Source organism: Roseateles asaccharophilus (genome assembly GCF_031458115.1).
Classification (GTDB): domain Bacteria; phylum Pseudomonadota; class Gammaproteobacteria; order Burkholderiales; family Burkholderiaceae_C; genus Pelomonas; species Pelomonas asaccharophilus_A.
The window spans coordinates 1-11559 of sequence record NZ_JAVDXV010000007.1 but is presented as its reverse complement, the minus strand read 5'-3'; the positions used below and the strand labels follow the sequence as shown (position 1 = coordinate 11559).

10 protein-coding genes are annotated in these 11559 nt (G+C 61.0%); 4 read left to right on the top strand and 6 right to left on the bottom strand.

Annotated features, from left to right (window positions below):
- Nucleotides 1–139: 139 nt before the first annotated feature.
- Entirely contained in the window at nt 140–898 is a 759-nt protein-coding gene (locus J2X21_RS17280; RefSeq protein WP_310330655.1) for a DUF5131 family protein, read from the bottom strand.
- Nucleotides 895–1524: a LexA family protein gene (locus tag J2X21_RS17275; RefSeq protein ID WP_310330653.1), complete on the bottom strand. Its 630-nt coding sequence runs from the start codon at nt 1522–1524 to the stop codon at nt 895–897. Before J2X21_RS17275 ends, J2X21_RS17280 begins: the two co-directional genes overlap by 4 nt.
- A 218-nt stretch (nt 1525–1742) precedes the next feature.
- Between J2X21_RS17275 and J2X21_RS17270 the strand changes: the two genes are divergently transcribed.
- Nucleotides 1743–2624, top strand: coding sequence for a hypothetical protein (locus J2X21_RS17270; RefSeq protein ID WP_310330651.1), 882 nt, complete (start codon nt 1743–1745; stop codon nt 2622–2624).
- Between the two features lie 60 nt (nt 2625–2684).
- On the opposite strand, the gene tcmP is transcribed toward J2X21_RS17270, so the two are convergent.
- From tcmP to J2X21_RS17250, 4 genes are all read right to left on the bottom strand, one after another.
- On the bottom strand, nt 2685–3431 hold the full coding sequence (tcmP, locus tag J2X21_RS17265; protein WP_310330650.1) for a three-Cys-motif partner protein TcmP: 747 nt from the start codon (nt 3429–3431) through the stop codon (nt 2685–2687).
- 240 nt (nt 3432–3671) lie between these two features.
- Complete coding sequence (locus J2X21_RS17260) at nt 3672–4031, bottom strand: DNA glycosylase AlkZ-like family protein (protein WP_310330648.1); 360 nt, start codon at nt 4029–4031, stop codon at nt 3672–3674.
- Nucleotides 4032–4247: 216 nt separating this feature from the next.
- The gene (locus J2X21_RS17255; RefSeq protein ID WP_310330646.1) at nt 4248–5555 is read right to left on the bottom strand and encodes a ComEC/Rec2 family competence protein; all 1308 of its coding nucleotides are present in this window, start codon (nt 5553–5555) and stop codon (nt 4248–4250) included.
- Between the two features lie 18 nt (nt 5556–5573).
- On the bottom strand, nt 5574–7592 hold the full coding sequence (locus J2X21_RS17250) for a S8 family serine peptidase (protein ID WP_310330644.1): 2019 nt from the start codon (nt 7590–7592) through the stop codon (nt 5574–5576).
- Between the two features lie 225 nt (nt 7593–7817).
- On the opposite strand from J2X21_RS17250, the gene J2X21_RS17245 reads away from it, so the two are divergent.
- From J2X21_RS17245 to J2X21_RS17235, 3 genes are all read left to right on the top strand, one after another.
- Nucleotides 7818–8876 carry a hypothetical protein gene (locus J2X21_RS17245; protein WP_310330642.1) on the top strand — a complete coding sequence of 353 codons (1059 nt, stop codon included), beginning with the start codon at nt 7818–7820 and terminating at the stop codon, nt 8874–8876.
- A complete protein-coding gene (locus tag J2X21_RS17240; protein ID WP_310330640.1) occupies nt 8873–10681 on the top strand; it encodes a hypothetical protein in 1809 nt (602 codons plus the stop codon). Before J2X21_RS17245 ends, J2X21_RS17240 begins: the two co-directional genes overlap by 4 nt.
- Nucleotides 10682–11001: 320 nt before the next feature.
- Entirely contained in the window at nt 11002–11436 is a 435-nt protein-coding gene (locus J2X21_RS17235; RefSeq protein ID WP_310330638.1) for an HNH endonuclease, read from the top strand.
- Nucleotides 11437–11559: the final 123 nt, after the last annotated feature.

The window sequence follows — 11559 nt, the reverse complement described above, 5'->3', positions numbered from 1 at the left end:
GGGCAGGGCCCCTCCCGGAACCCACTGATAGTGCTTTCTGGCCCATCCGACACCGCGCTCCGACGGGCGCGGCTTTTGTGTGATGGCCTCAAATGTGCACGACGGATGCTCGTGGAATCAAGGAGACGTTGGGTTCAGATCACAAAGCGCCGACCCGCTCGACCACGCCGCTAGGCATCTCGTCCCAGGTCCGGCCCTCCAACACCCGGCCGTTGGCGCCCTTTGCGCGCCGCTTGCCGTCTGCGCCCCAGCCGCCCCACTGCTTGAAGAAGAACGCGACACCTTGAGCCTCGCATTGCTGCTGCACGGCCAAGGCCCAGGCTTTTTGCATCGGACGCGCCTTCGGCCCGGACTCGCCGCCGACGATCACCCAATGGATGTCCTTGAGGTCCAGCTCGCCGACATCCTGAAGCAGTGGCTCGACGGACAGGAACCTAATGGAAGCGGGCACCTTGCGCAGGTGGTCGATGCGAGGGACGCCGTACTTCTTGTCTTCAACGGACACGCCCATCCAGGCGTTGCGCGGCACCTTGCGCGTCTTGAAGAAGCGGGCCATTCGAGCGCCGCGCTTAGTGAGAATCTGGTACGTGTGATGCGGCGTGCGCTCGATGACGTCCATCACGCGCTCGATGTACGCGTCGGGCACGCGCTCGTGGAACAGGTCGGACATCGAGTTCACGAAGTACACGGTGGGCTTCTTGCGCTTGAGCGGGTCTTCCAGCCGCTCGGGCAGCAAAGTCAGCTCGAAGCCGTTCTCGTAGCCTGGTGTCCCCATGGCTTTGAGGCGGCCGGCCATGGTCTCGGCGTAGCAGTGCTTGCATCCCGGCGAGATCTTGGTGCACCCGACCGTCGGGTTCCAGGTCTGCTCTGTCCACTCGATGCGGCTGATGGTTGTCATGTCGTCACTCCTGGGGCCTTGGCGTGTCCTTCAGGCCGACCGTACTTTCGAACAATGCCTTTGACCACGCCCAGGATCAAGAAATCCTGTTGCGGCCTGATGGGCTCGTACTGCGTGTTGTGGGGGATCAGCACCGGCTTCTTCCGATCGAACCGAAGCTCCTTCACCGTGTACTGGCCGTCGACCGCGGCGACCACGAAGTCGCCACTGCGCGCTGAGTCTGTTCGCTCGACGACCGCTGTGTCCCCGTCGAGGACGCCGGCATCGACCATCGAGTCACCGCGGATAGGCACCAAGACTGTCTTGGCGTGGTCGACCACGAGGAGCCGGTCCAGCGAGAACGATTCGAAGCTGGTGAACACGGAGTCCGGCTCGCCCGGTCCTGCGGGCACATGCTGGTCGACGAGCGGCAGTTCGAAGAACCTGTCCGTCGGAACCAGCCTGCCGCCTGGTGCATGGTTGACCAAGCCGGCGTCCGTCAATCGCTGCACGAACTTGAAGGCGCCGGACTTGCCGCTGAAGCCCAAGACCTCGCCGAGTCCGGCGTACGACGGCAGCACACGGTGCCGCGCAAAGTAGTCGCGCAGCACCCGCAGGTGCTTGATGTCGTGGTTGGGCCGAGCCATGCTATTAGTGTACGTTCGTTCACTAACACTGAATAGAGAGCGTGACGCTTGCGCCACAGCGCGAGACGCCTCAGAATTTCATCCAAGGCGTCCGCCTGAGCTGCGACCGGCTCAAAACAGACAGTTCCCCCTTTTGAATTCCTATCCCTTACCCATGCGTTCTCGCAGGCGCTGGGGCAGTAATCGGTCGTGGTCCCTGCGCGTATCTGGAGAGCCTCATGGGTGATATCTCTTCGAGTGCCTATGCACTCAAGCAACTGGCGTCGGCCCGCGGCCGGCGCATCTCGACCGGGCATGCCCAGCAGCTGATTGCTGCCTTGTTCGGCCACCAGACATTGGCGGCCTTTCAGGCCTCCGGCGACGCCGACAAGCTCCGCGACGCGGTCTATCTCCTGGCCGACATCGATCTTGCGGAAGGCAGGGCGGCTGAGTTGGGCTTGTTCGACGATGACATTCAGCTGGCCCTACAGGCCATCGCCAGTGAGCTGCAGGTTTCTGTACATCAGGACTGGGATGATCTGGTCATCGCGCTGCAGCAGGCCGTCGACGAACAGGTTCTCAACGACGGAGAGGTTATCTCCCAAACGGCGATGACCAACGGGGTGGCGCCAGAGGCTGATCTCCCGCTGGACGGCCTCGGCGACTTCAACTTGGACGACGACGACTCGATCGATGAGGAACTCAATGGCTTGGTGGTCGTCGAGCAGGACCCTGACCGCGTGTACTACGGCCACGAGGTGAAGGTCCAGGCGAAGTTGGATGTCGCGCGGCTGGGCTCTCGGCTGTTTGGCGAGGCACAGGTGCGCGTCATTCACGCGAAGCTCAAGTGGGGCGGCGCCGATGACGATGAGGACAACCCGCCGCAAGTTCCTGAAAACCAGGCCATCGCCGATCTGTTGGGGTTCTCCGTCGAAGAGGTCGACGAGCTGGACTGGGAAATCAACCCGGAGCTCAGCGAGGACGAGTTCGTCTTTGGCCACTCGATCGATTTTTCGGCGAGCCCGCCAGGCCCTGCAAAGGACAAGCTTGCAGCGCTGCACCCGGACCTGACGGTCTGGGTTGATGCTGGGTTCATGGACAACGTCGCTCGAGACTACTAGGAAGCCTTACTGGCCATCCGCCGACCAGGCGGATGGCCAGACCCTGCAGCGTGCCTGACTTCAGGCGAACAGATCGCGCGTCGGACTCTTCGCGATGTCGCCCCAGATCTTGTCGGGAAAGGCGTGCCGGCTGAAGAAGACCAAGCGGTACAGGGCTCGCCCCTTGCCGTCTTCGACCAGGGGCATGACCTGGCTCACGTGAAACCCCAGGCTTGAGATCAATGCCATCCAGTCTTCAAAGAACCAGGCGGGCAACCGTGCCTTGGAGGTGTTGGGAGGCACGCGCTCCCGCCACCCCGGCGACGCGCCGGCAAAGCGATCGCGGTCTGGGTCGAGTTCCATGTCGACGTTGCGAGTCAGATCCATCAGGCTGAAGTGGACGGCGAAATCGACAAACCTCAGCTTCGCCAGCTCTTCGATGATCGAGAACGACAGGTACTCTAGGTTGTACGGGTCGATGTAGGCCAAGCAGAGCGCCCGCGGCGGCACCTGCTCGATCATTTGAAGCGTCGTGCTGGCCGCCGGGCCTTCGAACTTGATGACCGGCGCGCCAGCAGCGGTAAGGCGGGCCGCGCAGGCTTGGGCGCGGCTCGCGTCCAGGTCACCCACCAGCACCGACGTGAAAGGACAGTCTGATGCGACAGACTGCCGCCAGGCGACCAGTGCCCCGCCGTCCCGGGTGAATGACTCGCCTTTGACTTGGATGCGGCCGGGGGCGCAAAACGGGTCGATGAATACCCGCTGGCTGAACTTGACCTGTGCCTTGCGCGTGGCGTCGATGTACTTGGCAAGATAGGTGTGCTTCACCTGGGGCACCCACCAGCCCACACCCTTGTTGTCTGGGCCAAGTTCGACCTCCAGATCCGGGCACGGATCAGGGTGGACAGGCAAAACGAACGGCGCCCTTTTGCTCAAGACTGCCTCCCTGATTGGCCGTTGCTGTTTCGACGAGCTTACATGCGGGCTGCCAAGGCGGTGTACCCGATCCGTCGCGCGCCAGCTCCACGCAACGGCCGACAGGCCGGTCTTTGCGGCCGGCTGAAGGGGTCACCGCCGCTGGAAGGTCTCGAACTCGCCCAGGGCCTGCTCGTTCGCCGCCTTGGCACCGGCGAACGGCTTGGCGGTCCAGGTCCACTTCTGGACCAGCAGCTTGTCGGCCTGGAGGTCCATCTTGAGGTCGAGCGCCGCCACCACGGCGTCGCCCATCAGGACGGGCAGGGCGAAATAGCCCATGACGCGCTTGGCCGCGGGCACGTAGGCCTCGAACTTGTGCTCGTAGTCGAAGAACAGCTTCGTCCGGCGCCGTTGGATCATCCGCGGGTCGAAGGGGGACAGGATCTGGACGCGGCTTTCGTCCAGCGCCGGCGGGCCTTCTTCCATCAGGTCGGCGGGTACCCAATGCTTCACTTTGGAGGCGCCTTCCAGCTGCGCGGAGACCGCACCCGAATACTTGGCAAGCGAGAAGGCTGATCCGTGGGCCGACTACTGGAAGAGCCGACAGAGCTTGGCCGAAGGGCTGAAGCTCCTTGGATTGAAACCTGCACGCAAATCGACGAGCCAGAATTGATGCCTTGGTCTACCGGTCCGGCCTGACGAAAGACCGGTGCGGCGCGAGGCGCACCTTCACCAGGGCAGCGTCTCGTCACCCAGATCGATCTTCAGCACGTCGCCCTGGTGGTAACGGAATTTGTAGCCTTGAGCCACGGCAGACTTGAAGAAGAGTTCGATCGACATCGTCTTTTCGTCCCACGTCTTGCCTTTGGACTCGACCTCAGCTTTGTGCTTTGCGTCAATGTCCTTGGGTTTGTAGGTCAGGTAGATGTCGTAGACAGCGGATTTCCCGCGTGCTTCAACGAGCCATTTCAGGGTGTCGCAATCCGGATTCCCGTACTTGCCGTCGGCCGAGATGACGTAGTGATCAGCGGTGATGGTCGTGAAGAAGTCGGGCGCCAAATTCCGATTGCTGCCGTGATGCGGCAACTTCAGGATCGTGACGTGCATCGAAGCTCCGGTCAGCGTCTTGGTGTTGCGCAGACTCTCGATGATCTTGTCGCCGCGTGCGTCGCCCGTCAGCAAGATGGTGCGAGGCTGGCCGGCCCCGTTCTTCATCCCGACGTAGCAGACGATGCTGGACAGGTTTGGCACGCTCTTGTCAGCGTACGCAGCCAAAACCGCCTCAACGTTCAATCCCTTGGACTTGATGTACTGGTCGAATGCGGCCTGCAGCGCCTCGATCTCGGCCTGCATCGGCCCATAGATCGCGAGTTGGAGACCCTCGATGTCGGCCGACATCGGCGTCTTGTCGACCTTGATCAACGTCCCTTTGCCGGCCTTCGTGAAAGGTGCATTGAGGGAGTACTTGATCCAGTTGGCAGCCTTGAGGACCTCGAACGAGTTCCTGAGATCTCGGCCATCGGGCTGGCCGGCGAGAATTTCTGAGACGACGCGTGCCTGGAACTCGGCATCTGCCTGCGGCTCGCCTTTGGCGATGAACGCTGACTGCACCTTGCTCTCGATCTTGGGGTTCGGCTCCCCACCGACCGACGCCGTGAATGACGCCGTCACTTGCTCGTAGTACTCGTCGACGTCGTCGTCGAGGATGTCGTTGAACGTGTTGTGCCACAGCCGGTCAACGAGGACTGGGCTCTTCTTGGGCGAACCGCCGACCAGCGCCTCCATGCCGGCGAACAGCTTCTTGACGCCGGTGATGTGGTCGTTGTCGATGTGACTGACCATCACAAGGGACAGCTTCAATGGCGTATTGAGCCCTCGGCTGGCCCGGATCTGGTTGATGCGAGGCAAGAGCTTCTTGTCGTAGACGTCCCCCGGTCCTCCGTCGATGAGCGCGTGCTTGGGGTCGGCTGCCGTACCCCAGTGCAACATCAGACAATCTCCCTCGTGGGCGGGAACGATTTCAAGGGTGAGCAACATTTCGGAGCTCCCTGTTGACTAGACGGATTGCAAGGCTCGAAGCACGTCGACGAGGCCGGCACCTTGGAAGTACTTTTCTCGCCCCAGGTCGGTAGCCGTGCTGCAGAGGATTTGCTTGACCCGCGAGGGGTCGCCCAGAAGCTCCTTGTGACGTGAGATCAACATGGCCGCGCCGCCGCTCACGAAGGGCGCCGCAAAGCTGGTGCCGTCGAGCTCGTCGTCTGTGTCGCCGCGCACCGGGCCACGGATCTTTTCGCCAGGCGCCACTAGATCAGGCTTGATACGCCCGTCGCCTGTAGGACCACGGCTGGAGAAGTAGCTGATGCCGTGCAAATGGGGCTTTAGGCGATGAGTCGATCCCACCGTGATGACGTCGTGCGCGTTACCCGGGTCGGTGATAGAGCAGAAGGAGAACGCGCTAAAACCGGCCGGCTGTTGGATCCAACCCCGGTTGCCGGCCGCAACCACGACGACGACGCCTGAGTTGCTCAAGCGGTCAGAGGCAGTGCAGACAGGTGTGACGCCGCAGCCGTATTTCTTGGGGTCGTACGGAATGGAAAGGCTGATGTTGCAACCTGCGACGGCGATCTCTTGGGCGGCCGCCTTTTCGTTGAGGAAGCGTATGAACTCGAGGGCTCCGATCACCGCGGACTCGGTGCCGCCCTCAGTGCCGCCAATCACCCGCATATCCAACAGATTGATGTCGGGGCAGACCCCTTGAAGGATGATCTCGCTGGAGTCCGGCTCGCGCCAGTCAGCACCGAGTACACCTGCCACATGCGTGCCGTGGTCTGACGACAGTTCGTCCCCACCAGTGGCCTCGAGCTTGATCAGCGGCTCGATCAGTGCCCAGTCCGGCGCAGACTCGCTGTCGAGTTGCTGAGCGATTCGCTCAAGATTTCTGCGAGCAACCTCTCTGAATGCAGGCGTGTCGTCGCGACCCGGCGTTTCAACTAGCTGGTCTATCGCGCGCTCGATATCGGCCGCCCTGCCTTCGGACTGCGGCGGCGACAAGGTCAGGTCGTAGCTGCGAATCACTTCCAGCCGAGTGAAGTCATAGGTGGCGCGCACGCGCGATGGCGGCGGGAAGATCGGCTTGCCCAGCGGATCCTTCGCGCCGTGATCAAGGAAAGCGGGATGCTTGGCAGCGATGCCGGCATCGATAACGGCCCAGGTCACGCTTGTGCAATCCACGTCGAACAAGCGAGCGGCCGCGTCAGCCTTGATCGTGCCGATGCCTTCGGACTCCGCAATGTTTGCAGCACGATCTGTGAAGACGCGTTGCACCAGAGGAGGGGGAGGGCTGCCAGGCGGCTTGGAGCCAAATTCGAATTGAGCCCCTTCCATCGCACGAAACTGCTCAAGTTCGTCCACCATCTGACCCGCGAGCAAGTCGAGTCCGCGATCAGCAATGTCTTCGGCGTTAGCGAGAAAGAATTCGGGAAGGTGCTCAGGATGATCCGGAAACTCAGATGCTTTCAGGTCACGCCGAAGATCAAACACGCCGATCAGCGCCACCGTCGGTGCAGATTCGATGAGTCGACTCTTGATGCTGGTGGATCCGTCTCTCATCGCACGCCGGACGATCGGTTCAAACTCCGAAACTGAGCTGAACCGGGCCACGATGGCGTCGCGCAGATTAGCTCGCAGGGTTGAAGCTGGGTCCCTCAAGGACGAGAGCTGCATGCGGCTCCACCAAGCTGTTAAGGGCAGGACGACCTGGATCAGCTCGAACAGCCCAATCCTCGCGGAGACGAAGCTCTCCATGGGCGACACGTTCGCGCGAACCTTCTGAGCACGGGCAGGCCTCGCCTTGGCGAACCGTTGAATGCTTTTGTGCAGCGACGACGCGAGCCTGACGCCCGTGACCCTTTGCGCAGGCGTCAGGATGACTTGTGCCGTGGCTCCAAGGTCTTTTGCAAACGCGTTCCAGACATCGATGCCGATGCCGGCATCCTGGGTGAAGCGCTCAATCCGTTCGCTGCCGTCACGGCCGAACAGGACGTACTCGATCAGGAAGCTCGGTATCTTGTCCATCTTCTTCCTCCCTGGCGGCGAGTTTCCTGCGCTCCGTCAACCGACGGCACAGGGTTTGCACTGCAAAGGCTTCTAGGTGGGAAAAGCAGGCCGACGGCCAGCTGGCTTCCCGTGTGAGCCTGCGGGAGCTGGCCCCGACCTTCAAAGCGGATGCAGGCCAGCCGGTCGAGGCGGCGGTGCGACAAGTGCGTGGGTCGTGGCATCAGCGGGCAGGGCAATGCGTCGATGCCTGATCCACGTGCGCACCTCATCAGATTCGATGAGGTGTTTCGAGCACTGGCGCTCGATACTTTGCTGAAAGAGCGCCGGCATCCAAATTCACGCCCCAACACGGGAAGAGCGATGGCGTCCCATTCAGCGGAGAAGATCATGAAATACGGTCTACTGATCGCGGTGCTGGCCGTGTGCGGCACGGTCGCGCTTTCCGGCTGTGGAACGCCACAGGCCAAGCTAACCTATGCGGCACTGCCATCTGGCGGGCTTGAGGGCGCGGGATTCCCGTTTGTGGTGCCTCGAACCGTGTTGAAGGTGACACCCGCTGCAGATAAGACCGGTGCGACCGAGAGCGTGGCATTCACGCCGGTTCCCATGGCCAGCACCGCGGACTCTAAGCAACTCCCGACCTTCTATGCCCTGGACAATTCGTCAGGTGGCGTACTTGCGTTGACGCCGACCACGGTGAGTTCGGTCAGCTACCTCGACGAACTCATCATCAACGCCATTGGCACCCAGGTAACCGACAACCGCAAGGATGCAATTGACGTTGTCGTGACGGCAGCCAGCTTGGCAGGCGCGTTTGCTTCGGCACAAAAGGAACCCGACTGCGCAACGGACGTTGTTCCGCTGAAGCCCTTTGTCATCGAAGTTGCCATCGGCAAGCCACCGCAGGCGGCAGTGCCTAACTCCCCATGCTGGGCCTATTCCGTCAAACCCGCTGGAGACGTTTTGGTGGGACGTAAGGCATTTCCCGTCGATCAACTTGCGTCCGTGGGGACGGTCGATTGGTTCCCGATCCCCGTCTGCAAGGCCTACAAGATTCGCGTCTTTCACTGCAACGCAAAGGACTGCAGTGGCGAGAGGAAGGACGTGCGGGACTACGCCACGACGGTTTCGTTGTCTGATGGGTCGACATACCAGCGCATACCCCTGCCCGCGAAGGGCAAGGTGTCGTTGCACACAGACTTTTGCGGGGCCGACACCACGAATGAAAGTGTCGGTACGAGTGACTGGGGCCTTTTGAAGCAGGCTCTGACGGACATCAAGTCCGAGAAGAGCAAGAAGTGAAGATCTCGTTCGAGGGTTGGCGGCAGTGGCGACAACTGTCATGGGCTCAGTGCGTCCTGGCTGGCATTGGACTCTTGACCTCGCTCGCAGCGATGGCCGATGACAATGCCCCGTCGCACGAAGGCCTGGTCCTCGTTCATCGAACGGTCAACGCCAAGTACATGGACAGTTTCAAGGCTTTCAGCGGCCTGCTCAAGTCCACGCTGACCAAGCCGTATGTGGTGAAGAACGACGACTCGCTGGAGAAGCTAGTTAGCGAGCAATTCGGCGTTGGACCGACGGCGGCGCATGACGTCTATGAGCAACTGGCGGATCGAATCCAAACGCTTAACAAATTGCCAAGTCGCGGCGCCATCAAGGCTGGGGCAACTTTGGCATTGCCTGACATTCCTCCGATGCAATGGAAGGAAAAGATGGCCGGCAATCCGAACTACGGAATGCCTCGTGTGCAGGGCGGTCCGGATTACCACGTCGTCCTTTCCGGAAAGAGCATGACGGCCGACGTTGCTGACTGGCGCCGCATTCTGGACAAGGGAAGGAAGGCCGAGCCCTTGGTCAGCCAATGGCGCTGGGTGACCGTGGCGCAAGCGAAGGAGGAAGCGAAAGCTGAAGAAGAGGCCCGGGCTCAGGCAAAGGCGCAGGGAGTTGATGTCGCGGAAATCCCGACCAACGCCTACTGGTCCCAACCGCTGACCTTGAAGTTTGCTGCAGACTCAGTGGGTGCGGGGCAGGCGTCAAGCGTGCAGGCCGATCTGCAGCTGCTTGCTGCGCTGATCAAGCGCCGGCCGCCACAGCAGGAAGTAGTGGTCTACGTTCTTGATGATTCCTGGCCAACAGCTGAAGCCTTCGAGGCCTCCCGGCAATTCTTCCTCAAGGCACTGAATGACATTCGAACAGCGAATTTCATTCCTGGGGCGCCACCCGCTTTTTTGGCGAAGGACAGTGTCGTCACGGACTTCCCGGCGTACACGCCGCCGAAGCCACTGCACGCCTCGAAGATTGCTACCGCGTTGGCGGACTTCACGAAGCTGACGCCAAAGGTGAAGGTTGTATACCTGCCTCTCTTCACACAGCAGAAGTGGGCCAAGGAGTTCTGGGAAGAACTTACCTACATTGCCCTTGTCACCACAGGTGTCCACTCCAAGCTTGGAGAAATCCAACCGACAGACGGCATCATGAACAAGGCTCGATCAGACGCGACACAGCTTGTGGCGCAAATTCCTGCCAAGGTCGTCGATTCGCTGGGGCCGGCGCAGCAGACACCGATCACCGTCTTGCAAAAGGTCGCCCAGCTCTATGCGATGAAGACAGGTACGCCGTTTTTCATCAGCATGTCCTGGACCGTTGAGACGCACGAGATCGACTTTGGACCTGATGCTGACGCACTGGGCGTGTCGCTGGCGGCTACCGGAAACGATGGCAAGGAGGTGATTGGCGATGCGATCTACCTGGCGTATCGAGGCAAGGCCGCCCCGGGCGACGTACTGGCGGTGATGAATACCGACAGCACAGGGAAGGACCTTTGCGGCAGCGGACGCCTGCCGCTAAGTGGGCCGAACCCGTTTTATGGCCTTGCCTATGACGGAACCTACAGCAACGGCGCCGAGTGCGGCAGCAGCTTTTCCACGCCGCGCGTGGCTTGGCTGCTGGGACTACGTCAGGCATACAACGCCCCAGTGTCCAAGGCCGCACTCCCGGATTGGTATGCATCTTTTAGGACCCAAATGATTTCGCTACAGGGAGCAACACAGACCACGAGCCGACGCTACTGGCTTCCTGTGGCGAAGCTCTTCGATGGCCTCTAGCTGACCCTTCGCTGCGCCCAACAACTATGGCTGGCCCCCGTTCGCGAGGCCGTCGAAGGGCTGCAATGGGCCGTCGCATTCTTGTGGATGGTGTCCGGCCAGGTTGATACTGGCACGATCTCAAAAGTTCTTGACCTGCTGGAGTTCCCGAAGGGCGTCTCGTACAGCAAGGCCCTGAGCTTGTTGCCAAAGTTCCTGAGCGAGGTCCGACCGCTCATTAGCCAACGGACTGAAAAGCTGAAGCTGCTTCGGTAACCGAAGGTCGAACTGCGGGACGACGAGCTGTCGTTCTGCCCAACGCACTGACGGACCAGCAAGCTATGAGCCCCAGCGAAGAGGCGCGGAAAGCGGAACGGGATGCCGAGAAGGCCAGGAAGTTCGCAGAACAGCAGCGATTGGCAGACCAGCTGAACTCGCTGCTGACGCGCATTGGGGAACCAACGGTTGCTGTCACCATCCATCCGCTGTGGGCGCTCTTTTCAGAGAGCTACCCCGCGTACCTGCAGTCCCCAGAGTGGGGCGAGATTCGTAGGCGGGTGCTGAAGCGTGATGGGAGCCTGTGCCGACTGTGCTTGGCGAAGGCGCAGTGCGTGCATCACATCAGCTACGACGAGCCGGTGATCATTGGCGAACGCGATGAAGACTTGATCTCGCTGTGCGACGCATGCCATGCATCGATTGAGTTCGATGGCACTCGGCAGCGCAGCGTTGAGGAGAAGCTCATCGTGCTTCGTGAAAGGCTGGGGACGAGATGACGATGCGAACGTACCGGCACTTCGAGTGTGAATCGACCCGGGTTCAGTAGACATCTTCGAGCCTCAAACTGAGGCCCAATCGGAGGTGCCATGCAGAGCAAGCAACCCTACCCAGAAGAATTC

Coding starts and splice junctions, on each gene's coding strand:
- J2X21_RS17270 (WP_310330651.1), top strand. CDS start 1,743: ATGGGTGATATCTCTTCGAGTGCCTATGCACTCAAGCAACTGGCGTCG.
- J2X21_RS17235 (WP_310330638.1), top strand. CDS start 11,002: ATGAGCCCCAGCGAAGAGGCGCGGAAAGCGGAACGGGATGCCGAGAAG.
- J2X21_RS17275 (WP_310330653.1), bottom strand. CDS start 1,524: ATGGCTCGGCCCAACCACGACATCAAGCACCTGCGGGTGCTGCGCGAC.
- J2X21_RS17280 (WP_310330655.1), bottom strand. CDS start 898: ATGACAACCATCAGCCGCATCGAGTGGACAGAGCAGACCTGGAACCCG.
- J2X21_RS17245 (WP_310330642.1), top strand. CDS start 7,818: ATGCCTGATCCACGTGCGCACCTCATCAGATTCGATGAGGTGTTTCGA.
- J2X21_RS17255 (WP_310330646.1), bottom strand. CDS start 5,555: ATGTTGCTCACCCTTGAAATCGTTCCCGCCCACGAGGGAGATTGTCTG.
- J2X21_RS17250 (WP_310330644.1), bottom strand. CDS start 7,592: ATGGACAAGATACCGAGCTTCCTGATCGAGTACGTCCTGTTCGGCCGT.